Source organism: Lysinibacillus sp. NPDC095746 (assembly GCF_044763535.1).
In the GTDB taxonomy this organism is placed as follows: domain Bacteria; phylum Bacillota; class Bacilli; order Bacillales_A; family Planococcaceae; genus Lysinibacillus.
In genome coordinates this window covers 72,990-99,012 of the sequence record NZ_JBIWGL010000012.1, presented here as the reverse complement: position 1 = coordinate 99,012, position 26,023 = coordinate 72,990, and the positions used below count along the sequence as shown (strand labels likewise).

The window sequence follows — 26,023 nt, the reverse complement described above, 5'->3', positions numbered from 1 at the left end:
TTTTAGCAGAGACTGGTATAACACTTAATCAAATTATGGAGAGGCTCTATTCATACATCAAATCTCACGAATAAAATTAATTAAAGCCAAACCCTTTCTAGGAAATGTACTTTTATCCTTAAACTTTCTGCACCGGGTACAAAAAATTCAGATAATTAGCTACAATTTAAAAGCAGAAGCTATTGAAAAAAACTGCACCGGAAAATCCAACTTCAATCAGATTTCTCAGCGCAGTTCAGTTTTTGTTACATATATTAGACTAATTCAAGTACTGCAACAGTTTCGCAGTGTGTTTAGTGTATGTGGCAACACATGGGGGTGCTGGTGAGTTTACAATTTATCCAGGTAACATTAAGGTACGAATAAAGGCACAAAATATATGAAAGTTTTTTCTTTTAAATACTTGGACAAAAAAGAAGTATTTGAAAGGTCTAAAGGTGGAAAACTGCTGTACATAGGAGTCACGCAACACCTTCTTATCTTTCCATTAGTTTTTTGCTCAGGAATCTAATTTGCCCAAATTGCTTTTCGAACATCAAATCCCATATATCGAGACATTCATTTGCAATATCTTTTATCTCAGGTATTGTTGAGTTAGAGGTTTCATCATATAATCCAATAATCAATTTAGAAATTTCATCTTCTATTCCCCAAATACCTTTAAATTTATCAACTTCATTTCGGACTAAATGGTAACTCATTGAAAGTATAATATCTTTGTAATCAACTACTGACTTTGATTCTTCTTCAAGATAATGAACAAAAGCATGTACTGTTCTACCACTTAATCCGGAATTCATTATCTCGATTATAAAATCCTTGTCTCTCTTTAAATTAATAAGATTATCATAGAATAATCTTGAAATCGGCATCTCCAGATTTAATGTACTTGCCTTAAACTTGCGTATCATATCTTTTGCTAATGAATTAAATTCATCTTTATTGAAATAATTAGTAGTCATATGAAAAACTGCTTCTGCTTGTACTTCACTCATTGTATCCACATTATTTATTATTTCGGCAAATTCACTTTTAAGAATAAACATCTCTGACAGACAATATGCACCCATTTTAATTAGTTCTTTATCTTCGGATTCGTAGCATTTCTTAATAACTTCTAATACTCGTTCACGATATTTCGGATATAGCAAAAAGAGCATATTTTTCGTATCACGGAAACCTACTAGCCTGTAATCTTGTTCAAATAGATTTAAGATTATTCCTGATGCCCAATCTCTTTCTATGTTATACGAAGGCCATAATGCGAATAAACTCGCTAATTTCACTGCAGGGTTTTCATCTAATGCCAACTTTTTAATTGTATCTTTAAACTGGTTAAACAAAGAACTTTCGTTCCATATTAGCTGAGCTACTGCTTCAGCTGCGATACCCCTTACGCAGTTTATTGCATTACTTTGTAGCATATCAAAGCTACGCATTTCTTTATCTTCATTATTAGTTATATTGGGTTTGTCGATTTCCGGGTTTTTATGGTTAATCGCAATATCCTTTAGAATATCCAAAACCTCTTGAGACCATTTTACGTTTTTCCTATTTCGAATGATTAAGCAAATGTATTTCGCCCGATGTAAGATATAATCATATGGATAGGTCAAAATCATTGTTTCTAATAACTCTACCGGCACATTATCCAGTGCCTTACTATATGCAACTCCACTAAATAAGGAATCTACATATACATCCGGAATATTCTCCTTATATGAAAGAACTAGGTTTACCATTCTTTCGGGTTCCTCGGAAACAGCATTGCTAAAGCTACTTGCAAACTCTTCAATAGAATTATGAATAAACCCTCCTGGAACCTCTTTCCATCTAGAATGACTTTTATGAATAAGTTTTGTATTAGTTAAAATCTCTAGCCACTTTTTGTTATTTAATTTTTTCCCCGCCACAGGGGAGCTTACCGTTCCGCCGTGGCCATCTGAATATTTATATAAAGTTGACCCTTCAGGAAATTTACGTCTTAAAATACGAAGCAAATCTTTTGCTTGAATACCCAATCGATTATAGGGGAGTACTTCTAGAATTTCTTTTTGAAAATCACCCCAGAAACTCCAATAAACTGTATAGCCGTTTTTTTCTCTATTATAATTAATTCTACTTCGATATAAATCTTTAGCTTGTGTCGATAGATAACTTATAACTCGGTCTTCCAATACATTAAAAATATCCTCACTGCAGTATCTCGTATGCTTTCCTAATATTTGTTTAGCAAGAAGTAATTTATCACCATTGCCACTTGTCTTATCGAATATGTTGCTGTTGAAATCACTGCATAAATAATTTATTACAATATCACTATAACTTTCTGGCAATCTGTATAATCCATCCAATATAATTTCATTAAATAAATCATTACCTTTTCCCATGAATTCTTTATAGCGATCAAAGAATTTTTCCGGTTGTTGAGAAATTATTGCTGCATTCGCTTTCTTTATAATTTGGATACAAGCCCTTTCTAGTCCTCTTTTATGAAAATATTTACCAGACCAATCACTATATATCAAGCTTACGTCTTTATCTGTAGGAACGAATGGCAATAATAAATTAAGAACCTCTTCCCCATTATTTATTAGAATTTCAGAGTCTTCATCTAGAAATTCTTCTTCATAATTATAAATTTGTTTCCCCTTGCTTTTAATTTTATTTTCCAATAAAAAAGCCACTAGCCGTATTGTTCTTATTTCACAATTTTTGAGCATCGACTTAAAGTCAAGATAGTTATCAGCCATTGGGGGATATTGTTTATAAAATTTCATTCTTAATTCAAATAACTCATCCGTATCCTGATTTATATCATGCAAAAAACAGTTAGAGAATTTATTATCGTCTTCCTGTGAATTAAATGCATATTTTTCAATGAACGTAATATCATCAACCTCAAAATGCGGGCTCATACTTACAAGCAAATTGATAACCATATCTTTCTTAGATGGGTTGTTAAACCATTTCTCTAAAATGCCATATTGCAAAAGTAACTTAATATACTTGGGCTTGGAAAATATAACGTTATTAATAATATGATTACCATATTTTTTATTTTCACAGTTTTTCACAATAAAATTTTGTATATTTTCATCTATATTATCTATCTGATTTAACACCTCGAAAAAAACAAATTTGACAAAATATCTAATTTGATTTGCCTCAACCATTCTTTGCCCAGCATTAATAAAATCGAGGCTATCAAATTCAGATAAATTTTGCATAAACATTTGCACTTGATATCTTTTTCCGGGTGTTTGTTTATCTTTAGCCCCAATAATATCTACGATATCTTCACCGTCATAATATCTCTGAAGCATCTTTTCTGCTAAAAAACAGTCTAATATAGATTGATGGGAAAACGAAACTTTATTATCTTGAATTATTAAGAAAGCATTCGAAGATAAAAATTCTAAGGATGATTTATTTTCGTTTAATATACTTAAGGGAATAAATATTTTACTAGATTTTTCTAAAAAAGTTACCATTTTATCTTTAATCTTAATTAGATTGTCTTCTCTCAATCCAAATTCAAAACATTTATCGGACAGTTGCCCCCACCATTCTGAGACCAAATGGGTTGCGGTAGAGCATTCTGCATATACTTTGCTTGAATCTAAATGTTGCCAAATATATAGATTACTTGGAATCCTTAGTATCTCTTTCAGTTTACTAGTTAGTTGCTCATAACGCTTCCCAACAATGCCCTTAACTAAATCCTCGTCCAACTCATTAACCTGAACCTTAGACCATTGAATAACTTCCTCTTTTGAATCAACCTTTTTAAATAATGATCTAATATTATTATCGTTCTCCAAGTCATGGGTTCGACATACAAAAACTACGGATATTTTATTTTCCCTCTCAACATTTAATCTCTCTACTTGATTTATAATCTGAGCGCATACCAATAATGCATCTCTAGAATGCGCCAAAGTCCAACGAAGCGCATCCAACTGATCCAAAATAATTACTGCTCTTTCATTTTTAGAAACACTGTCAATACAATGAGTAATCGATGCAGGTAATCCTAAATCTCCCCCCCACTTCTCGGCAGTCATACTTGGAATCCGTTTATCTAATTTAATTGCCAAATATGATATCGTATTTTCTTCACAATAATCGATTATATCTACTGTACACCCGCTTTTCCCTCTTCCAGCCTTTCCATGTATTATCAAAGAGTTCCCGGAATCTATTGCTTTTCTACATATAGAAAATTCTTTTCTCTTAATAAACCCATTGCCCAATGGAATAAAAGATGTTTTATATTCGTGATTCAATTCCTCTAGCCTAGGCAGGATTCGCTCATCATGCGCAAGGTTTCTATACCTTCCTAACAAATTATCATCACTTAGCTTTTCCTCAATAGTTTTAATAATTTTGCCTTCTGATTTACCAATTGATTTACCAATTGATTTACCAATTGACTCATCAACGATTGATAGAACTGCCTTCTCTTTAATGCTTAATAACGATTCTCGAAAATCACTTAGAATTTCAAATAATTCAGAGAAGTACCCTTCAAAATCACTGGGTTTCTTAACTTGCGTATGCTTAAATTTATCTTTCTTAATATTGACGAATTCGACGGCTTCTTGGGCTAGTTTCTTGGATATAGCTTCGTAATCTTCTCTTGAAGTTTTGTAAGCATTAAATACTCTTTGTATGATTGTGTCACTAATCTTATTCCGTTCAAGAAATTCTACAAAATAGTTACTATCAACCTCAGTATCATCAAAATTTCGATTAAATTCAGTAACTATATCTTCTATTTCTTTAATTAATTTCTTTTCTTTCATATCCGTTAAACCTTTTGATATAAGATAACCCGCTAAATTCGGTGCTATTAAGGTTCCCGCTATATATGTTAAAAAGCTCATTTTTGTTACCCCCTAGCTGCTGCCATATTTGCATTCCAAATCGAATAACATCCATTTTTATCCTTCAAATAACGTTTTTACATTATCTTCACATTCCTATTATCTCAAAAAATAAGTAGTTTGAGTTGTTTGAAGATATGATACTGTCTCTAAGTAAAATTATCTTTTATATCATCAATTAAAACACCTTGAATTCCTTTTAGGCAGTCGCAAATTAACTTAGCATAATTATTTAAATCTGCTGAATCCAGAGTCTTGTAACGTCTACCTCCATTTATACGGGTTAATTAAAATCATAAAAGTAAATATATCCCACTGAATTATACAATAAATGTTTAACAAACTTGATGCAAACAAAAAAGGCACTTTTGAACTATTAGATTTTCAAAATTTCCGAGTATTATGATTAAAGCTTGAAAGCCAAGGCCAATAGCAACCAATTCTATAAACTACTTTTACTAGAAAGGAGGGACTCCGCCAATGGAGAACAAACGTTATCACACAACTCCAAAATGGTATGAGCAATGTCTTGAACATTGTGGAGCCTTTGGTATTTCGAAGTCTATCATTCAGTTGTTCATCCATTTACAGGAACAAAAATATGAACAAAATAATAAAGAAACTTAAAATCCCTGGCTATAAAACAAACACTGTTATTACACCAAGAGGAAACTACGAATCGAAAGAAATTAAAGATGTTCAAATGTCACTTGATTTTGAAAAAATGAAATCTACTAATACCGAAAAAAGAAATTAAGTATAAAAAGTTCCCTCCCAGTTAAAGATGAAGGAAAAAGACTGGGGGGAACTAAATGAAAGAACAATTTCGTGTTGTAAAAGTAAGTTATTCTGAAGAACTATCATCTGAATCTGAATTATGGTTTAGAAAGTTTATTGAAAAAATACTTCTTGATCATATTGCAAAAGATGATTACAGACTACGAGCTTTACTAATCAGTAGAAAATAAATTAACAAAAGGAGTCTTTTATGAAGGAAAAAAATTTGATTATTCTTTACAAACGGGTGAGTTCCGCTGCTCAAAGCCTTGAATTACAAGACGCTGCAGCTAAACAGTATCTTGAGTCAATCGGACTTAGTGGTGAGGAAAATTTTATTATCAATCTAAATGATCATGATGTTTCAGCTACGAAACTTAAAATGAATCACAGACCCAACTTAATGCAACTAATTGCTTTAATTAAAGAAGGTAAAGTTAAAACAGTAGTTGTCTATAAACGGGACAGGTTGGCAAGGAACTTTTATGAATTTGTCGATATAGCAAAGATTTTTATTAAATATAGTGTGGAAGTCATCTATACCGCTAGTAATGAACCTCCGTTTAAGAATAAACTTGCACTTGAAGCGTTTTATGGCATGTTTGCTCAAATGGAAGGTCAAAATATCAGTACACGTACTGCGGATGCACGCAAGCAATATCCATCAAGTATTTTTGGATATAAACGAATTACTGATGAGACAAGTAAACGACGTTACATTATTAACGAGGATAAGAAATGTTTAATTGAATCATTATTTACCGACTTTAGTAAGGTTGTTAATGAAGAACAGTTCCTTGATTTTTTAATGCTTCGAAGAAAAGGATTAAAGGATCCAGACAAAATTATTAAAACCTTAACGAATCCCTTTTATTCGGGGCATTACGAAACGAAAAATAGTTATCAGCTACTGCCTCATGTAGAACCTTTTATTTCGTTGAACTTATTTCTTGAAGTAAAAACAAAATTTGATGAATTTATAGCTTACTATCTTGAAAAATTAGTAGATGTTAATAAGCAACTTTTATTTACTCCACTTTGTGGTGAATGCGGAAATTCAATGAAGCATCGGAAAGAGGATGCATTAAAACCAGGTTATTTTGTTTGTAGTGCTAATCACAAACGGATTCATATTGCCGTTGAAGAAGTTAATAATTTAGTAACAAAAACTGTTTTGAATTATGTACAATCGCTTTCGATTCCCCTTGTAAAAAACGTGATTCCAAAACAGGTTAGTGCAGCACAAAAAAAGTTACAAAATGCCTTAGAAAGTACAGCATCCAAATATTTGGATACTTCTCTGAAACTTTGCACATATGATGGAAAGGCAAAATCTCTTATCTCCACCTATTTAGAAGGAATTCAAGTCCTCAAAAACAAATACAATGACTTAGAACAGGATTTGCTATTTTTACAACAATTAAGTAGTGAAGTTAAGGACATGACACAGCTATTGTCACAGCAAAATTTTAATTTTACTGAACAGGAAATTCAACAACTCATTGAATTATTTGTTGCTAATATTTCTGTTTATAAAACGCATCTTCATATTGATCTGTTCCTATCGTCGTTTGTAAAGGATTTTGATGCATCATGAATAATACTGAAACATCTAAATTGATAAAAGCGTCTGCTTATCTTCGCTATTCTGACAAAAAACAAGATGGCAATAACTCTTTAGCAATTCAAAAAAGCCAAATCCAAGTATTAGCTGAAAGAGAAAAACTAGACATTACTAATTGGCGAGCAGATAAAGCGACTAGTGCATTTCGTAGTAACATTAGTAAACGAGAGGGTATTCAACTCATTTTTGAAGATATTGCTAATGGAGCGGAAGCAATCTGCTTTTACGAGGAATCAAGAATCACAAGAAGTATCACAGATTTCTATAATGAAGTTTACACTCCAATCAAGTTGCAGTATCCACATGTAAAATTTTTTAGTACGCATGGCGATGGTGAATGGAATCCAGACGATCCAATTGTTCAGGCTAAGCTTGTTTTTGCAGCGGAAGAATCTGAAATAAAATCCGTCCGCACTATCGATGCTCAAGGAAATCTATTAAACCGTGAACAACCAAAACGCCCAGGCTCCCGCACCCCTGTAGGTTATGATATGAAACATGGGGTTTTGCATCCAAATGACGATGCAATAGTAGTAGAGCTAATCTATTATCTTGCAAGTTGGGGGCATTCACATAGCATTATTGCTCAATTCTTAAATAAATCTGCTATTACAACAATTAAAGTAAAGAATTGGAACAGCAGCACAATTGGTTATATCCTTTCAAACCGAGCTTACTCAGGCAACTTATCTTGGAATGTAAGAACAAGTTACGAAATTAGTAAGCCAAAACCCGAAAGAGATATTGAGTTATTTAAAAATGTCCATTCTCCAATAATTAGTACAACTGTGATTCATTTAGTGAAACAAATAAATGATTTGAAAGAACGACTCGGAACGATGAATACTCCATTTTATCTTCGTTCGATTATTAAATGTAAAAGTTGTAATACTTGCTTAATAGCTAAAGATCACTCGCCTAAAGGTAAACCTGGGGCATATAGAATTTATAAGTGTTTAGAATGCAATAATAGTGTTCCAATACTACCTGCCCATGAAGCAGTTTTAAATGATCTACTGAAAAAGTGGAATACCCAACTCGATACTATTAGTACTACATCTAGGAAGCAACTTAAACAGTGGTCTACTAAACTTAAAAAGACTAAAGATAGTCTTAAGCAACAACGTGAATTAGTATTCCTTAACGAAAAAACTCTAGCAGATGACATAATAAATTCATCACTATTACGTGAAACGTTTCTGACTGCAAAGCGACACTTGGAAAATGAAATAACTTATATTAGTGAGTCGATGGACGAAATCGAACTGCTTATCAAGGATGATTATTTAATAATTACTTTAAAAGAAATACTAAATCATAGCTTTTATGATTTTTCAGATACAGAACTAAGGGTTTTTTTATTATTATTTTTCGACGAAGTACAAATCAACTTTGAAAAAAATAACGAAATCCAAATTAGTTATCGTCTCTCTCCATTTGTTTCACTAGAAAAGTCAACTGGTTATGTAACCGAAAAAATGCAATAAGTAACATTTTTGACTGGTCAGGAAACCGAAAACAAAGGGACTAAATTTACTTTCATAAAATCAACACTTCTAAAAGCCCTTGTTATCAAGGCTTTTAGAGCATGTTAGTTCGGTTCTTCAACCATCTTGGAATTCCTCGATGATTGGAAAACCGAAACCTATATTTTAATAATGGTCAAAAAACCGAAAATCTAAACCTAAGGAAATATTATTTTTTTTAAAGACTTAAAATATAAAAATACGAAGATATACTGTTATTAATAATAAAAAAATAAACGAAAAGGGAAAACCCCATAGAAAGATTTACACAAGTGTGTAGATCTTTCTATGGGGTTTTCTTTTTTAAAGAACTAAAAAGGATGTTGAATTAGGTGTTATTATAAGACATTTTGGACGTAAAAAATGACTAATATTATCGATTCAGTTCGAATACACTTTAACATCCCATAACATCGGAGTGATTTATTATGGAGGAAGTAATTCATCATCAATCGTTGGGGGAAATTGACATAGGTGGAGTAAAGTATTTACACAAACCAGATGATAAATTTGATTATTTAAAGGATATTTCAGAAAACGAAGTAAAAATACATTTGAAATTTACCAAAGATCGAGAAAAAAGAAAAGATGCTAAAAATGCATTAAAAACGTTTTTCTTAGAGATATTATAAATAGCTCTTTTTTATAACATAACAGTAACAGGCAAATGAAACGGGTGTGTGAAGATGAAACGAGCTTGGTGTCTTTATCGTGTATCTAAGAAACAACAAGTAAGTACAGATGATGATATACCGATGCAAAGAAATTCTTGTCATGAATTCGTGAAAAATAAACCAGATTGGATCATAACAAATGAGTTATACGAAAAAGGAGTATCTGGTTGGAAAAAAACAGTAAACGAACGAGATGAAATGGCAATACTAAAAGAAGGCGCATTAAATAAAGAATTTGACGTATTATTGGTTTTCATGTTCGATCGTCTAGGTCGAAGAGAAGATGAAACACCAGTAATGGTAAATTTTTTAATTCAGAACGATATTGAGATCTGGTCTGTCAAAGAGGGCCAAAGAAAAATTGAATCTCATATTGATAAGCTTCTAAATTATATAAGCTTTTGGCAATCGGATGGTGAAAGTCAAAAAACATCGATTAGGGTAAAAGAAGCAAAAAAACAGCTAAGTGAACAAGGTTATTTTCAAGGTGGCTCGGCACCAATTGGATACAAAATTGTTGAAACAGCCGAGCAACATTGGAAAAATAGAGAGAGGCTAGTTAAAGAATTAGTGCCAGATGAAGATGAATCAGAAATGATTAAGTTGATTTATAAATTATATGTAAATAAACATATGGGGTATAGAAAAATTGTTGATTATTTAAATGAAAATGGGTATCGAAATAGAGATGGTAAAGTTTTTGCGGTGAGTACCATACAGAAAATTTTATCAAATTCAGTTTACATTGGATTAAAGAGATATAAAAATGCTGTAGGAGGAATGCAGCCATTTAACGAAAAGTTAAGAATTATTCCAGATGAGTTATTTAATCAAGCTGAACAGATAAGAAATAAAAGAAGCAGTAATATTAAAGAACAAGACAAATCGGATATACCAAGAACAGGGAAATTACTATTTTCAGGTTTGGCATCTTGCAAATATTGCGGTTCAAAATTAACCCCTAATTATCTATATAGGAATTCAAAATATAACAATAAAGATGGATACTATAAAAACACCATTTACCGATATAAATGTCCTTTAAATAAAGGTAAATTATATTGTGATCATCAACAAAATATCTGGGGCGGAAAAAAATTCGATACATTAATTATTAATAAGATAAAAATGATCTTATCACAATTTGAAATGAGATCTTTTCTTGATACAAGTAAAAATATGAAAGCTGATTTGCTAAAGCTAAAGGAACGGAATGTTCATAATTTAGAAAAAGAGTATTTAGCTTTAACAAAGCAACATGAAAAATTAAACCTTGAAATTGGGAAAACTTTAGTCGGGGAAAGTTCTTTTACTGCTGAACAGTTATCAGGAGCCATTAATGCAGTAGAAAAGCAAATAGAAGAAAAGTCATCACAATTAAATTCTTTGAAAGAAGAATTAGAAAAAGAGAGAGAAAACTATTCGGATGTGAACTATTTAGCAAATGAATTAGAAAATTGGGAGCCAAAATTTAATGAAGCAGATGATGATCTAAAAAAAGCGATGCTCTCTAGAATAATTAATAAGGTTTATTTAGGAAAAAATGAAATAGAAATTGAACTGAATATATGGTTATCAGATTACTTTGAAGGGAAGTTTAATTAGAATATTTCAGTTTTAAATAAACCGGTTAGTTAGCTGGTACAAGTGTAGTTTTAAATAAATATTGAACAATTAAAGCAAAATTCAATTATCTAAAATAATGATTGATAATACAGAATTAATTTTGTTAAAAATCCTGTGTTGATATGCAGGATTTTTTCTTATTCCACATTAAACGGTAATTTCATAATGAGAAAATTATATTTGGTAATTAATAACTCTTGGAGAAAACATTGAAGAAGGGCTAGATAAATGAAAAAAGCTTTTTAAAGTGGAAATCCCAAATGACTATGAAAATAACAGTAATTAATTCAAATAGTAAGTAATAATGGCTCAAAGAGTGGATTGACTTTGAACTTTTAATAGTGCAAACTTTTGGCTTTTTCTCAAGTTATAGTTCTGGTGACTTATTGAGTTATGATAGTATCAGTTCTCATAAGGTTTTAACTATTGTTGAAATAAAAGGAAATATGGGAAATGGATTTATTCCCGATGGAAAAGAGATTGTTCATATGTTTAATATGCGACATTTTACAACATTTTCAATAATTTTTTATTGGTTTAGATTGAAGAAATCAGATAGTTAGTGTATTGAGGCATGAGACTTGAGACTAATTTACTTGTTGATTTTAACGAACTTATGGAAATTATTCATTCATAAGGAATTTTTTTATTTAACTAATGGTGAGATACTTTTCAAAAATGAGGTACCCTTTTTGTTTGTTACTGGATTATTCAGATCCCTGGAGTGATTCAGACGACTACAATTCACATACACTACCTCAAGATTAATTCTATTACCTGTATACTAATGCTATGAAGTTGGTTTGTTTCCATATTATAATTAAAAAGATTAGCAATTGAAGTGAGGTGATTATTATGCCAAGTGGAGATACGGTTAAGATTGAAGGGCTAAATGAGATCAGAAGCCAAGGTAACAAATCAGCAATTGTTTTTATTCATGGTTTAGGGGGACACCCTTTTAATACATGGACAAGAAAAGGTGAAGACTCTCTATCATTCCTTCTTAAGCAAGATCCAATTTACAATTACTATGATATATTTAGCTTTGGTTATAAGTCAGGTCCTTTTTTCAAACAGCATCACTATCATGATGTAGCCAAACTTTTACATACTGAGTTAAATGTCAGGTTGAAAGATCAAGACTTATACTTCATTGTTCACAGCATGGGAGGATTAATTGTACAGCAATTATTGATTCATCAACTGGAACGTGAGGATTATCATTTTGTTGATAGGGTAAAAGGAATTGTTTATTTTTCTGTTCCTTTTTATGGATCGTCGGTGGCAACAGGATTTAGTAGACTAGCATCTTTTTTACCTGGCTTCATAAGTCATTATGTAGTTTCTGAGCAAACAAGATCTTTACGGTTAATAGGAAAAGAAGTTGAAGACCAAGCGCATAAATGGGTCCGTTACAGTCAAAATCGTTTGAACCATATAAGACAAGAAAATATATATGGATTATCTGATAGAACGGTGAATTCGTTTTCTTCAAATCCTCCATATATTCAAGTGTCTCATCCTGTGGAGGAAAACCATAGAAGTATATGTAAAGTAGATAAAGAGAGTACGAGTTATAAAATAATTTCTGATTTCTTTAAAAACGAATCCAACTTGAAACTGCGAAATGAAAAAAAAAACCATGAAGAAACAATTGAGCTGAAGAATTATTGGAATTGGCTTGAAAAAAAGACAAGTAAGTTTATTGTACCTGGTATTCAATTACCACTTCCAATTGATACAGCATGGGCTAGTATTAATGTGTGGGACTTAGATGGCAAATCGTCAATGGACACGATAGTAAAGGCAGTCGAGAAATATCATGAATGGGAGCGGTTATCTGGTCACAATCAAATAAGACGGCGAAATGCTCAAGAAATTACTTTGTTAGGTACACGGATTGTGTTAATTGGTGGCCCAGGTACTGGAAAAAGCACATTAGCTATGCGGACTGTGAACCGGCTTATAAAAGATCAAAAAAAGGTTTTGTATATCAAATTTTCAAGATTGGCCCAAGAAGTCCGAACAGGAAAATCATTTGATGATGCATTATGGAATGTAGCTTTAGAAAATTATTCAGGTAATAAAGAGTTAGTGAAATATGCATTAGGAGAACCAGATGTGTTAATTGCGGACGGTTTGGATGAATGCGGTCCTAACAAAAAAGAAATTAGTTCGGTAATGCAGGATTGGTGTATGTCACGGAAAGATTTACAGGTTATCATAACAAGTAGACCAGTAGGCTATGAAGCAGCTTACTTTCATGATTTTCATCATGTAGAAATTTTACCGTTGAATGAAAACGAAATATATGAATATGCTCCAAAGGTACTTGAATTATTAGGGAAAAATAAGGGGGATATTTCATCTGTTTTAAAGAGGTTTAAAAAGCAATTAGAAAGTAATAAAACAGCTTCAATAGCTGCTCGTAGCCCCTTACTTTTAAACTTCCTTTTGCAATTATCTTTTTCTGGAAAAACATTCGGTAAATATCGTACGGACTTATATGATAAAGTAATTGATTTATGGATGACTCAAACGGAAAGAGGAGAACAGTTAAACGTCAACCATGAAGTTGCTATCGAGGCTTTGTATTGGCTGGGCTGGACTCTACAGTCCGCAAGGAACGAAAATGGTGTATGCTCCAAAAAACAACTAATTAGCGGTTTAGCAAATCATTTATCTGATAGAAAAGGCTTAAAGAAGCTTGAAGCTAGGGAGTTAGCAGCGAATTGTTTGTTGTACTTTACAGAAAAAGGAATTATAGAGCGATTGCAGTTCGAATACGATGACGCTTGTACATTTTTACACTTGTCATTAGAAGAATATGCGGCTGCATGCTACTTGTCAGAATTGAATGAAAGCCAACAAATTACTATCTTTCATCGTATTTTCCGAAACCCCAAATGGCGTGAAACATTACTAATGGCAGGAGGAGTTGGAACAGCTCAAATTTTTGTTGAGCAATTGCTTGGTATGGAGCAACCTGAACATGATTTGTTTAGCGATATGGTACTTGCAGCTGCGATACTTGCAGAGACTGATCCAATTCCTGATTTGAATAAGCAAGTATTAAAACGACTAACATCGAACATCATATCACCTATTCCATTGTTAGCTTATGAAGCTGCAGATGTATATGGCTTTCTTGCCGAACAAGAACCACAATGGACTCTAGAGTTAGTAGAGCCTTTGTTAGATCATAAACAAAGTTGGACAAGGTTAGTAGCAATTTATCTGACATTGAGGACAGGGAGGACTCTTTTTACATCCACAAGTTTTGTGGAATGGTTAGAAGAAGGTTTTGATGACAAGGACACGAAAAGGGGCTTGTTGGGTATTCCTACAGGTTGGCTATTATGGAATGATACGTTGGTACTAGGCTTGGAACAGTTATTACGAGACAGAATAGATGACAAAGATTTGATAAATGTTTGTAGTGCTATAACCAATACTAATAGCAATTTGAAAACAGCGGAAAAAATAGGAAAGTTAATCAGTAGTACTGGAAATAAAATTGCAATTGAAATTATTAGAAATAAATTCTCAAGTAATATTAGTAAATTGTTCGATTTTGAAGCTCAAGAGAAACGCATGAGAGAATCAGAGCAAGTTTTACTCCAATCGATTCTTAACGTAATTCCAAAACAAATAGTGAAAAGCTCTGAAAAAGTTAAGCATTTTAAACAATTAGCTACTCTTTATGAGGGCATGAAGGTTGGAGAGCATATCGCAGGTGATTTACTACGACTTCCTAAGGACAAGCAATCTTTAATTTCTATGGAGGCAGTTGTTACAGGGATGATTATGGTATTTAAGATTGATCAGGCAGAATTATATCGTGAAGTCCACGCAGTGCTTACTCAACCGGATATTAATGTTAATCGGTCTATTTATAGAATATTACCTGATGTACCAAGAATAGAACCGGACTGGGATCTTGTAAAAGAACTTGATTTGGATGCGTGGCAATTAGTTAACGCGTTATCTAATCCAGCCGATACTATAGCCTCTAATGCTACAAGATTGATTGTAAATGGTGCAGGTGGGGATCAGGCAAAATTATTAATTCCAAATATATTTCATAATAAACAAGCGTACGAGTATGGGGCGAAGGTAATTCCTTTTGTATATGATGAGGATAAAGCACTGTCAATTTATTTGGACATTCTTCGAGGTGAAATACATTACGGCTTCAGATATATCTATGAAATGATTTGCCTACTTCCGAATGCGCAGAATAATCCGAAATTACTTGAACCTATTTTAGAAGGAATTAAACTCCACGACAATGAAGTTGCTATATCTGCAGTCAGAGCTATGGAAGAGTTAAATCTGTTTGCTGATCAGACGGTAAAAGAAGTGCTTGCGCATTGGGATATTCAAGGTGTTATTTGTGATAGATGTAAAATATGGGTTACTGGTGGACACTGTCCAAACTGTAATGTTGTACCTAATACTCCGTTACCATATTTAGTAAGGTTATCTGCAAAAAGGAGTTTGTTAGACTTTGATGAGTTACAGCATTTGGCCTTACACCCAAGACATGATGTAAGTAAAGAAGGATTAATTGGATTGACCCAATACTTGACTAATAATAAAGAACAATTGGTTCGGATTGTTCAAGAAATAAAACAAGGGAACAAGTCAGAAATTTTACTTAATGCTATTTTTGATGTAGATGTACAGATTTTGAAAGAGGTAAAATGCGAAATTAAAAAACTTATAGAAAGTCCGTCAGCAAAGGTACGTAAAAGGTTTCTGCAATTTTTATCATTAGGCAAAGTATTTAGCAAAAAAGAGGCGATCGATATTTCACAGGCTAGCTTAGAGGAAACTGATACGGGTGTGAAAAGTCAAGCACTAAAATCGTTAAGAGAACTTTTATGATAGGGGTCTGTAAGCTAAGTAAATACACTATTGGATCAGGTATAATTAATCTATTCCAAAGATTGAATTACTTTGTATTAAACTAATAAAAAATATTATATGAATTGCCACCAGCCATTAATGGATAAAGAAAAAATTGTAGTATACACCACAGTCAAAATATTCACTATTTCGTAGTAAAAACATACTATGCAATAGTGAATCGATATTCGACGATCGGGCGCGATTGTGAAGCAACACAGGTAGAAATTGATTGAACTTTTCTGTGAAATCTGAATTTAGGACTGTTGATTAAAATACAAATCAACAGTCCATTTTTATTTGAATAGGAAGAAAGTCTAAACGAATTCAATACATTTAAAACATACTGATTAGCTCATTCATTTTTGCTAAGTCAACTTAAACTTAATTTGAGATTATTTTAAAAGTGTGGTTTGTACTTATACCATTCAATGTAAATTACTTCATTTAGCTTTGTAAATAGTAGTGTTTTTTGTAACCCTTAGCCTTTGCTTCTGGAACAGGGGACTATGTACAGCTATTTGAACCACAAGCTAGTATCTTTGAGAAAGAAGGTAAAGGTTATATTGTCGCTTCATTTGGTACTGAATCGGGTCAATTACCTTATACATCGTTTATGGCGAAAAGTAGCTATTTAAAAGACAATGCGAAAACAGTTCAAGGCTTTACAAATGCTTTGAAACGAGCACAGGATTTTGTACAAAAAGCAAGTCCTGCTGAAATAGCGAAAATTATTCAGCCATATTTTGAAAATGTAGACGTTGGCTTAATTGAAACCGTGGTTGAGCGTTATAAATCACAAGGTTCCTATGCTACAGATCCTATTTTGGATAAGGGGGAATGGGATAACTTGCAAAAGATCATGGAGGAAGCAGGTGAACTTCCTCAACGGGTAGATTATGAAAAGCTTGTGAATACAACCTATGCTAAAAAGGCAGCTGAGTAATATGGAAATTTTAAAAGTAGAAAATATTCACCATAGCTATTTTTCGAAAACGCAGGCTAAGGATGTTTTACAGGATATAAATTTGGAAATTCGTGAAGGTGAGTTTGTTTCTTTTATAGGACCTAGCGGATGTGGGAAAACGACGTTATTATCAATTATTGCGGGCTTGTTTTCGTCTACAGAAGGTAAGGTTTACATTGATGGTGAGGAAATTTCATCACACAATCAGTCTCTCATTGGTTACATGCTTCAGCAAGATTATTTATTTCCTTGGAAGACGATTGAAGAAAATGTCACGATTGGTTTAAAAATCATGGAGCGAAGCACTAAAACGCATAAAGTAACTGCAAATGCGCTTTTGCGAGAAATTGGTTTACCGCATGTAGGGAATAATTATCCGAGAGAGTTATCAGGTGGCATGCGTCAACGAGTAGCGCTGGCAAGAACTTTAGCGGTGGACCCTAAAATTTTATTGCTAGATGAACCGTTTTCGGCACTTGATTATCAGTCTAAATTAAAACTGGAGGATTTGGTTGTTGAAACGTTAAAGGCCTATCAAAAAACTGCAGTTCTTGTAACGCATGATATTGGTGAAGCCATTGCGATGAGTGAACGGGTATTTCTATTCTCGGCAAATCCGGGTACATTGCATAAAGTTTTTGACATACCTGCGGAGTTACAAGAGCTTTCACCTTTTGATGTTCGACAGCATCCAGCATATTCAGATATATTCCAAACTATTTGGAAGGAGCTGGAGAGTCTTGGATAATGCTTTATTTAAACAGTATCTGCAAATGTTAAAAAAAGAAAAGCGCTATGTTCGATTATATCAGCTTATCATCTTAATCGTATTTTTTTGTGGGTGGGAGCTTCTTTCAAGATTTGGATGGATTGACCGTTTAATTTTTAGTTCACCAACGCAGGTATGGCACACATTAGTAGAAAAAGTGAGCGATGGTTCGTTAACACTGCACGTTAGTGTTACGTTAATGGAAACAATCATTGGCTTTATTGCTGGTACATTAATAGGCACTTTAATAGCAATTGTATTGTGGTGGTCACCGATGCTATCAAAGGTACTAGATCCGTATTTAGTTATTTTAAACGCCATGCCGAAAGTTGCCTTAGGACCAATTTTAATAGTTGCTCTTGGTCCGGGGTATTTTTCAATTATAGCGATGGGTGCGTTGATTTCAATCATTATTACAACCATCGTAGTTTATACAGCATTTAAAGGGGTAGATCCGAACTATAGCAAAGTATTACAAACTTTTGGGGCAACTAGATGGCAAATATTTAGGGAAGTCATTTTACCTGCTTCATTTCCAACGATTATTTCTACTTTGAAAGTAAACGTAGGACTTTCTTGGGTAGGTGTTATTGTAGGTGAATTTTTAGTTGCTTCAAAAGGTCTAGGTTATTTAATTATTTATGGCTTCCAAGTGTTTAATTTTAATCTTGTGCTTATGTCACTTCTCATCATCGCTTTTTTTGCGACGATTATGTATCAGGTTGTCGAGTTGATTGAGAAGGCGATTGTAAAAAATAATGGTTAGACGACAAAGGAGGTGTCTCAAATATAATGAGCCACCTCCTTTTGTTGCTGTTAAAATTCTTTATCCATTTGTGGTGAAGTACGATAAAAACGGAAATTTCCTGTTTCAATGCGTGCAACGGTATTTTCTTCAATACGATCATGGCAAGTACCGCACATATACGTATGAATTGGTCGATTGCGTAATTTTTTTGCTAACGGTAAATTATCATCTAAATTGTTAATTGTATCGCAAATAACGCATTTTACGCGCATGGCATTCCCTCCTACTCAGCACGAATTGCTACTATATTTTTGATAGGGTTGTCTACATTTGAACCGTCTCTAAATAGCACATGAACAGGGCCATCTTCTGTTAATGGCTTGCCATCTTGGCTGTATTTTAAAATTAATGTGTAAGCTTCTTCAATTGTAAATGAATATTCTTTCCCATCTTCACATTCAATGACGATTGTTGTTGCTTCAGGTTTAATCTCAGCATTTTTCAAGAAGTGACTTAATTCAATCCCAAAAGTACCTGTTTCCATCCCTTTGCGGTCAAATTTTCGTTCTGATTTCAATGTTGGTGGGAAAGTAGCTCCTTCCATAATCTCACGCGACCAGTGAGCCCCTACTTCACGCATATATTTAATATCCGAATCTTCCTCAACTTCTTTTGTATCGAAGTACGTTTTTAAATCTAATTTACGATCATCGAAAATCCAAACAGTGGGATCTAATGTTAGTTGGAATGTAACTGCGCCCTTGATAGGAATTATTGTTTCCATTATAGAAATCCTCCTCAAATCTTGTATATCCATGAAATAGTATAACGCTAATGACTAGAGATAATAAAGAAATATAATTCGATTTCTCTATTTTCCAATGTAGACACTTGCATTTTTAACGACTAAAAGATAAACTTTATTAAGATAGAATCGAAGAAATATCAGATAATGGGGGCGTCCTCATGGATACTAAATCACAAACTTCTTTTCAGGAGAAGGCTTTGGAGCTTTTAGTTGCTGATGCAGATAAAATTGCTCGCCTCATTCGAGTACAAATGGATCATTTAACAATGCCACAATGCCCTTTATATGAAGAAGTATTAGATACACAAATGTTCGGCCTTTCACGTGAAATTGACTTTGCTGTGAAGCTTGGACTCATTGATCGCGAAAAAGGCAAAGAAATTCTCGATTCACTCGAGAAAGAGCTTTCTGTACTACATGACGCGTATACAGACAAATAAAAAGAAAAAACTCAAACGCAATTTGCGATTTGAGTTTTTTTTCTAGAATGAGGTTTTCCGATGAAACAATACTTAAAACGTTATGCACAAAACTTTGATTACCCATTATTTTTTACTGTCCTATTGTTAAGTTTATTTGGACTAGTAATGATTTATAGCTCAAGTATGATGGTAGCAATTCAAAAAGGATATGATCCTGATAACTATTATCACAAGCAAGTAATCAATTTAATTGTAGCTTTTCTTGGATTTTTAGTTGCAGCATTTTTCCCGTACAAGCATTATGCTAACAAAAATATTATGTTACTACTTACGATTGTGCTAGCTATATTATTTACTTGGGTAAAAGTAGCCGGTAATGGTGATGTGATAGGGGTAGGATCTAAAAGCTGGATAAAGGTCCCAGGTTTAGGGAACTTTCAGCCTTCTGAATATGCGAAGCTATTTATAATTTTATATTTTTCCGCTGCATTTTATCGAAAAGCACAAAAGTATACTTTTGAAAAGCTACAACCAACAGAAATATTTTATCCAATATTTCTCTGGATTCTTGTTGTTGCAGGGGTGGCATTTGAAACAGATCTAGGGGCTTGTATTATTCTTTGCGGAATAGCTGTCTCTGTTGTAGCGGCAAGTGGCATACCGTTTAAAACATTTTGGAAGTTTTTTGGGGTATTAGGGGCATTCGGTGTAGCTATTATTGGTATTCTTTGGTTGTTTAAGGGAGATCTGTTAACAGGTAATCGTAAAGGACGTATTTTATCCTACTTTAATCCGTTTGATTATGAAACCGATATGGGTCATCAAGTTGTCAATAGTTATTATGCAATTGGCGGAGGCGGTTTAGAAGGAAGAGGTCTCGGTCAGTCGATTCAAAAATTGGGGTATTTGCCTGAACCACAAACCGATTTTATTATGGCGATTATTATGGAGGAACTCGGAATTTGGGGAGTTCTTATCGTATTAGTTGGTTTGGGATATATTGTATATAAAGGGTTTTCGATTGCATTGCGCACGAAAGATCCACTAGCACGTATGATTACGGCTGGTATTGCGAGCTGGATTGGCTGGCAAACGTTTATCAATCTTGGGGGTGTAACTGGGTTAATCCCGTTAACCGGTGTAACGCTACCTTTTATTAGCTATGGCGGGACATCTATAATTATTCTATCTTTAGCAATGGGAATATTAATCAATGTTTCTATGTTTGAAAAGGTAGAAAGGAGAAAGACACAATCATAAAGGGGGATATCAATGGAGTCAATGAAAAAAATTCTCGTAGCCAATCGAGGAGAAATTGCAATTCGTATTTTCCGTGCATGTACGGAGTTGAATATCCAAACAGTAGCCATTTATTCGCGGGAGGATAGTGGTGCATTTCATCGCTTTAAAGCAGATGAGGCTTATTTAGTGGGGGCTGGCAAGAAACCAATTGATGCTTATTTAGATATTGAGGGCATTATTACAATTGCCAAAGATGCTAATGTTGATGCGATTCATCCGGGTTATGGTTTTTTATCGGAAAACGTAGAGTTTGCACGTCGATGCGAAGAAGAGGGGATTATCTTCATTGGACCGACTTCCCAGCATTTAGATATGTTTGGAGATAAGGTGAAGGCGCGTGAACAAGCAATTTCTGCAGGCATTCCTGTTATTCCTGGTACAGATGGTCCAGTAAATAATATAGCAGAGGTAGAGGCTTTTGCTAGCGCAAACGACTATCCAATTATGATTAAGGCAGCATTAGGCGGCGGTGGTCGTGGAATGCGTCTTGTTCATACAGAAGAGGAGTTAGCTTCCTCCTATGAACGTGCAAAATCAGAGGCGAAGGCAGCATTTGGCTCTGATGAGGTATATGTAGAAAAGGCTATTATTAAGCCAAAGCATATTGAAGTCCAAATTATAGGCGACCAACAAGGTAATATCATTCATTTATATGAACGTGATTGCTCGATTCAACGTCGTCATCAAAAGGTTGTTGAAATCGCACCATCGAATTCAATTTCGGAAGATTTAAGAAGCCGAATTTGCGATGCGGCGGTTCAATTAATGAAAAATGTCTCATACATAAATGCGGGGACAGTAGAGTTTTTAGTTGCAGGCGAGGATTTTTACTTCATCGAAGTTAACCCTCGTATTCAAGTAGAGCATACGATTACTGAAATGATTACTGGTGTTGATATTGTGCACGCCCAAATTAAAGTAGCAGCAGGATACGGACTGCATAGTGAGGAAATCCACATTCCACAACAGACAGATGTTCCAATGATTGGCTATGCGATTCAAGCGCGTGTCACAACGGAAGACCCGGCTAATGACTTTATGCCAGATACGGGGAAGCTTATGGTATACCGTTCAAGCGGTGGCTTCGGCGTTCGATTAGATGCCGGAAATGGCTTCCAAGGGGCTATAGTAACACCGTACTATGATTCATTGCTAGTGAAAATTTCAACGACAGGAATGACGTTTAAAGAAGCCGCAGCAAAAATGGATCGAAATTTAAAAGAGTTCCGTATTCGTGGGGTGAAAACGAATATCCCATTCTTAAATAATGTCGTGACGCACGAGAAATTTTTAACCGGAGAATTTGATACAAGCTTTATCGATACAACACCTGAGCTATTCATTTTCCCTGAGCGCAAAGACCGTGGGACAAAGCTCTTAAGCTATATTGGGAATGTGACATTAAATGGCTTCCCTGGCGTAGAGCAGAAGGCGAAACCAATTTTTGTACAGCCGAGCATCCCAAAAGTCGATAAACTAATCGTTCCTCCGGCGGGAACAAAGCAAATTTTAGATGCCCAAGGAGCAGACGGGCTAGTGAAATGGATTCTAGAGCAAGAGGATGTGCTATTAACGGATACAACTTTCCGAGATGCGCACCAATCACTTCTTGCGACACGTGTACGTTCACAAGATATGTTCGGAATTGCAGATGCAACAGCGCGTATGATGCATGATTTCTTCTCACTCGAAATGTGGGGAGGCGCGACGTTTGATGTGGCTTACCGTTTCTTAAAAGAAGATCCATGGGAGCGTCTTGCCAAGCTGCGCGAACAAGTACCGAATGTATTATTCCAAATGTTATTACGTGGTGCGAATGCAGTTGGTTACACAAACTATCCAGACAATTTAATTCGTGAATTTATCGCTGAATCAGCGGCATCAGGCATTGATGTTTTCCGTATTTTCGATAGCTTGAACTGGATTAAAGGAATGGAAGTAGCCATTGATGCTGCACGTCAATCAGGTAAAATTGCTGAAGCTGCGATCTGTTACACAGGAGATATTTTTGATGAAACAAGAGCGAAATATTCAGTTCAATACTACAAGGAAATGGCAAAGGAATTAGAGGCAGCAGGTGCCCATATTTTAGCGATAAAAGATATGGCTGGCTTATTGAAACCAGAGGCTGCCTATCGTTTAATTTCCGAGTTAAAAGAGACGACAAGCCTACCAATCCATTTGCATACGCATGATACAAGTGGCAATGGTATTTATTTATATGCCAAGGCGATTGAGGCAGGAGTGGATATCATTGATACGGCGCTCGGTTCGATGGCAGGTTTAACGTCCCAGCCAAGCGCCAATTCCTTGTACTATGCTATGAAGGGTAATAAGCGTAACGTTCGTGCCGATATCGATGCGCTTGAAAAGTTATCGTACTATTGGGAAGATGTGCGTAAATATTATAAGGATTTTGAAAGCGGCATGATTAGCCCGCATTCTGAAATTTATGTCCACGAGATGCCAGGTGGTCAATACAGTAACTTGCAGCAACAGGCCAAAGCAGTTGGCCTAGGGGACAGATGGGAAGAAGTGAAGCACATGTATTCCCGTGTAAACCTTCTATTTGGCGATATTGTCAAAGTAACCCCATCTTCGAAAGTAGTCGGTGACATGGCGTTATTTATGGTACAAAATGATTTAGATGAAAATTCTGTACTGACAAGAGGGCAAACTATCGACTTCCCAGATTCTGTGATTGAGTTCTTCCAGGGTTATTTAGGACAACCTCATGGTGGCTTCCCAGAGGCACTGCAAAAGGTTGTGTTAAAGGATCGTGAAGCAATTACAGTACGTCCTGGTGAGCTATTGGAGCCTGTGAATTTTGAGCAACTAGAGGCGGTGCTTGAGGAAAAATTAAATCGTGCCGTGACGAAACAGGATGTGCTAGCGTTTGCTTTGTATCCAAAAGTGTTTGAAGAGTATGCAAAAACAGTGAACTCCTTCGGCAATATTTCGGTATTAGATACGCCAACATTCCTCTATGGGTTAAAACTGGGTGAAGAAATTGAAGTCGAGATCGAAAAAGGAAAAACACTAATAATTAAACTTGTTTCCATTGGTGAACCACAGCACGATGGTACGCGTGTTATTTACTTTGAGCTAAACGGTCAATCCCGTGAACTAGTGATCCAAGATATGACTGTCGAAGTAGATGGTAGCTTGGCATTAAAAGCTGATCCAAGTAATCCAAACCAAATTGGCGCAACGATGCCAGGTACGGTCTTAAAGGTAGTCGTATCGAAAGGTAGCCATGTAAAACGTGGGGATCACTTATTAATTACTGAAGCAATGAAAATGGAAACGACCGTCCAAGCACCAAAAGATGGCATCGTGAAAGAAGTGTACGCAAGTGCGGGCGACGCCATTTCAACGGGTGATTTGTTAATTGAAATTGAATAGTTGATAAAAAAGAAGGTTATTAGATGGCTTTTATAGCATACTAATAACCTTTTTTATTGTGCTATTTTGGTTCATTTAGTTTTATCTGAACACTTTCAGGAAGTATCGCCTAACTTTTGAATTTTATCGACTAACTTTCGCGTTTTATCGCCCAATTTTTGAATTTTATCGACTAACTTTCATGTTTTATCACCCAATTTTTAATTTTTATCGACATCCATCTACCAATAAATATTACTATTTTTTTAATAATAAACTTGTCGATTTTTTGACATATTAGTGGATAGAAGCGTTTGACAATAAAAAAGATTCGCCGTTGAAAAATATGGCGAATCTTTTTCTACTATTATTTGTTTTTTTCATTATAATTGCTACGTGCAACTAGCATTACCATATAGCAAAGTAGACCAAACAACATTGAAATAAATAATGAATGAAGTAATGCGACTGTTAAATTCAATTTTGTTAGAACTACTAGCATACCAGCAATTACTTGTAAAATTACTATAGTAAAGGCAATAATCCAGCCATAGTAAATTACACGTTGATGTTTATATTCTTTTACAGCGTGCCACGTTATGTATGCAATCCAAATGAAAAAGATAAGAACGGCTAGACGATGCCCCATTTGCACCCATTCGTACATATTATTAAAAGCTGCGAATGGTGTATCGTTATAGCAAAATGGCCAGTCAGGACATATTAAGCTAGCATCTGTATGGCGAACAAGCGCCCCTGTATAAACGACTAAATAAGAATAAATTGTGACAGCAATCGTATGCCAACGTAGTTTTTTTCCAATAAAAACGTTATCGGCATCAAATTTGCGATCGACTTCAAATACAATCATAGAAAGGAGGAGAACAGCAGCAAAGGAAATAAGAGAAATCCCAAAGTGGAGCGCTAATATGAAATCACCTTGTCCCCACAACACTTGAGCTGCTCCGATAAGAGCTTGTGCGATTAAGAAAAACATTGCTAAGAAACCTAATAATTTTACTTCGCGAATATGGCCGAGTTTACGCCATGTCCAAACTGTTAACGCAAGAATAGAAATAGATACGATCCCAGTTATAAGACGATGTGAAAATTCAATTAAGATTGCTGGTGTAATTTCTTTTGGAATAAGAGAACCATTGCAATCAGGCCAGTTTCGACCACAGCCTAAACCACTATCTGTTTTGGTAACAAGTGCCCCGCCTAGTAAAACAAGGAGCATTCCAACTGTAGCGGCAACAGCAAACCATTTCATATACCTGTTTTGTTGCATAAAATGAGTCACCTACTTTATCTATGGACATTACATGAAAGTAATGTTTCTGCTACTAGATAATATCGAAAATACAATTAAAATACAACTTGTAAAGAGTAGGGAGTATTAGATGTCGATTCCATTTCACAAATTGTTCATAATTTCGTACTCTAACCTTCACAATTCATTTTAGAAAATGTTTTACTATAGATATGTTGTTTTTAATATATTTCTAGACAAAGCTAATTTTTACAACTTCATCTAAATTTCACTTAATGTCTAGAAATCAATCGCAAATTTCGCTATAGTAATTGGTAGCGGAA

Annotated in this window: 16 protein-coding genes and 1 pseudogene; 13 read left to right on the top strand and 4 right to left on the bottom strand. The window is 34.5% G+C overall.

Annotated elements, in window-relative coordinates; all coding sequences use genetic code 11:
* Window positions 1-476 precede the first annotated feature (476 nt).
* The gene (locus ACIQ7N_RS11020) at window positions 477-4,889 is read right to left on the bottom strand and encodes a hypothetical protein (RefSeq protein WP_402931944.1); all 4,413 of its coding nucleotides are present in this window, start codon (window positions 4,887-4,889) and stop codon (window positions 477-479) included.
* A gap of 480 nt (window positions 4,890-5,369) precedes the next feature.
* On the opposite strand from ACIQ7N_RS11020, the gene ACIQ7N_RS11015 reads away from it, so the two are divergent.
* The 10 genes and pseudogenes from ACIQ7N_RS11015 to ACIQ7N_RS10970 all read left to right on the top strand — a co-directional run bounded on the left by ACIQ7N_RS11015 (window position 5,370) and on the right by ACIQ7N_RS10970 (window position 18,529).
* A complete protein-coding gene (locus ACIQ7N_RS11015) occupies window positions 5,370-5,516 on the top strand; it encodes a hypothetical protein (protein ID WP_402931943.1) in 147 nt (48 codons plus the stop codon).
* 185 nt (window positions 5,517-5,701) lie between these two features.
* Entirely contained in the window at window positions 5,702-5,857 is a 156-nt protein-coding gene (locus ACIQ7N_RS11010) for a hypothetical protein (protein WP_402931941.1), read from the top strand.
* 20 nt (window positions 5,858-5,877) lie between these two features.
* Complete coding sequence (locus ACIQ7N_RS11005; protein WP_402931939.1) at window positions 5,878-7,263, top strand: recombinase family protein; 1,386 nt, start codon at window positions 5,878-5,880, stop codon at window positions 7,261-7,263.
* On the top strand, window positions 7,260-8,777 hold the full coding sequence (locus ACIQ7N_RS11000; RefSeq protein WP_402931937.1) for a recombinase family protein: 1,518 nt from the start codon (window positions 7,260-7,262) through the stop codon (window positions 8,775-8,777). Before ACIQ7N_RS11005 ends, ACIQ7N_RS11000 begins: the two co-directional genes overlap by 4 nt.
* Window positions 8,778-9,244: 467 nt before the next feature.
* On the top strand, window positions 9,245-9,448 hold the full coding sequence (locus ACIQ7N_RS10995) for a hypothetical protein (RefSeq protein ID WP_402931935.1): 204 nt from the start codon (window positions 9,245-9,247) through the stop codon (window positions 9,446-9,448).
* A gap of 54 nt (window positions 9,449-9,502) precedes the next feature.
* Window positions 9,503-11,095: a recombinase family protein gene (locus tag ACIQ7N_RS10990; RefSeq protein WP_402931933.1), complete on the top strand. Its 1,593-nt coding sequence runs from the start codon at window positions 9,503-9,505 to the stop codon at window positions 11,093-11,095.
* 876 nt (window positions 11,096-11,971) lie between these two features.
* A complete protein-coding gene (locus tag ACIQ7N_RS10985) occupies window positions 11,972-16,006 on the top strand; it encodes an NACHT domain-containing protein (RefSeq protein ID WP_402931931.1) in 4,035 nt (1,344 codons plus the stop codon).
* 505 nt (window positions 16,007-16,511) lie between these two features.
* Window positions 16,512-16,973, top strand: a pseudogene (locus ACIQ7N_RS10980) (ABC transporter substrate-binding protein); the annotation flags it as partial.
* A 1-nt stretch (window position 16,974) separates the two neighbouring features.
* Window positions 16,975-17,742 (top strand): ABC transporter ATP-binding protein, encoded by a 768-nt coding sequence (locus ACIQ7N_RS10975; RefSeq protein WP_274067361.1) that lies wholly within the window; start codon window positions 16,975-16,977, stop codon window positions 17,740-17,742.
* Window positions 17,735-18,529 carry an ABC transporter permease gene (locus ACIQ7N_RS10970; protein ID WP_402931929.1) on the top strand — a complete coding sequence of 265 codons (795 nt, stop codon included), beginning with the start codon at window positions 17,735-17,737 and terminating at the stop codon, window positions 18,527-18,529. Before ACIQ7N_RS10975 ends, ACIQ7N_RS10970 begins: the two co-directional genes overlap by 8 nt.
* A 50-nt stretch (window positions 18,530-18,579) precedes the next feature.
* Here ACIQ7N_RS10970 and ACIQ7N_RS10965 read toward each other — a convergent pair whose 3' ends face one another.
* Both ACIQ7N_RS10965 and ACIQ7N_RS10960 read right to left on the bottom strand, forming a co-directional pair.
* Window positions 18,580-18,783, bottom strand: a complete 204-nt coding sequence (locus ACIQ7N_RS10965) for a YlaI family protein (protein ID WP_053483434.1) — start codon at window positions 18,781-18,783, stop codon at window positions 18,580-18,582.
* A gap of 11 nt (window positions 18,784-18,794) precedes the next feature.
* Complete coding sequence (locus ACIQ7N_RS10960; protein ID WP_132357640.1) at window positions 18,795-19,295, bottom strand: molybdopterin-binding protein; 501 nt, start codon at window positions 19,293-19,295, stop codon at window positions 18,795-18,797.
* 182 nt (window positions 19,296-19,477) lie between these two features.
* Here ACIQ7N_RS10960 and ACIQ7N_RS10955 point away from each other — a divergent pair, with 182 nt between their 5' ends.
* The 3 genes from ACIQ7N_RS10955 to pyc are packed head-to-tail and all read left to right on the top strand — an operon-like array spanning window position 19,478 to window position 24,448.
* Entirely contained in the window at window positions 19,478-19,759 is a 282-nt protein-coding gene (locus ACIQ7N_RS10955) for an Fpa/YlaN family protein (protein WP_053483432.1), read from the top strand.
* A 60-nt stretch (window positions 19,760-19,819) separates the two neighbouring features.
* Entirely contained in the window at window positions 19,820-21,001 is a 1,182-nt protein-coding gene (locus tag ACIQ7N_RS10950; protein WP_132357638.1) for an FtsW/RodA/SpoVE family cell cycle protein, read from the top strand.
* 12 nt (window positions 21,002-21,013) lie between these two features.
* Entirely contained in the window at window positions 21,014-24,448 is a 3,435-nt protein-coding gene (gene pyc, locus ACIQ7N_RS10945; protein ID WP_402931926.1) for a pyruvate carboxylase, read from the top strand.
* 346 nt (window positions 24,449-24,794) lie between these two features.
* On the opposite strand, the gene ACIQ7N_RS10940 is transcribed toward pyc, so the two are convergent.
* Window positions 24,795-25,718, bottom strand: a complete 924-nt coding sequence (locus ACIQ7N_RS10940; RefSeq protein ID WP_402931925.1) for a COX15/CtaA family protein — start codon at window positions 25,716-25,718, stop codon at window positions 24,795-24,797.
* Between the last annotated feature and the right edge of the window lie 305 nt (window positions 25,719-26,023).

Excerpts from the sequence above, each read along its gene's own strand:
- ACIQ7N_RS11000 (WP_402931937.1), top strand. The coding sequence starts at position 7,260 with ATGAATAATACTGAAACATCTAAATTGATAAAAGCGTCTGCTTATCTT.
- ACIQ7N_RS10960 (WP_132357640.1), bottom strand. The coding sequence starts at position 19,295 with ATGGAAACAATAATTCCTATCAAGGGCGCAGTTACATTCCAACTAACA.
- ACIQ7N_RS10950 (WP_132357638.1), top strand. The coding sequence starts at position 19,820 with ATGAAACAATACTTAAAACGTTATGCACAAAACTTTGATTACCCATTA.
- pyc (WP_402931926.1), top strand. The coding sequence starts at position 21,014 with ATGGAGTCAATGAAAAAAATTCTCGTAGCCAATCGAGGAGAAATTGCA.
- ACIQ7N_RS10940 (WP_402931925.1), bottom strand. The coding sequence starts at position 25,718 with ATGCAACAAAACAGGTATATGAAATGGTTTGCTGTTGCCGCTACAGTT.
- ACIQ7N_RS11005 (WP_402931939.1), top strand. The coding sequence starts at position 5,878 with ATGAAGGAAAAAAATTTGATTATTCTTTACAAACGGGTGAGTTCCGCT.
- ACIQ7N_RS11010 (WP_402931941.1), top strand. The coding sequence starts at position 5,702 with ATGAAAGAACAATTTCGTGTTGTAAAAGTAAGTTATTCTGAAGAACTA.
- ACIQ7N_RS10995 (WP_402931935.1), top strand. The coding sequence starts at position 9,245 with ATGGAGGAAGTAATTCATCATCAATCGTTGGGGGAAATTGACATAGGT.
- ACIQ7N_RS10985 (WP_402931931.1), top strand. The coding sequence starts at position 11,972 with ATGCCAAGTGGAGATACGGTTAAGATTGAAGGGCTAAATGAGATCAGA.
- ACIQ7N_RS11015 (WP_402931943.1), top strand. The coding sequence starts at position 5,370 with ATGGAGAACAAACGTTATCACACAACTCCAAAATGGTATGAGCAATGT.
- ACIQ7N_RS10955 (WP_053483432.1), top strand. The coding sequence starts at position 19,478 with ATGGATACTAAATCACAAACTTCTTTTCAGGAGAAGGCTTTGGAGCTT.
- ACIQ7N_RS11020 (WP_402931944.1), bottom strand. The coding sequence starts at position 4,889 with ATGAGCTTTTTAACATATATAGCGGGAACCTTAATAGCACCGAATTTA.
- ACIQ7N_RS10965 (WP_053483434.1), bottom strand. The coding sequence starts at position 18,783 with ATGCGCGTAAAATGCGTTATTTGCGATACAATTAACAATTTAGATGAT.
- ACIQ7N_RS10990 (WP_402931933.1), top strand. The coding sequence starts at position 9,503 with ATGAAACGAGCTTGGTGTCTTTATCGTGTATCTAAGAAACAACAAGTA.
- ACIQ7N_RS10975 (WP_274067361.1), top strand. The coding sequence starts at position 16,975 with ATGGAAATTTTAAAAGTAGAAAATATTCACCATAGCTATTTTTCGAAA.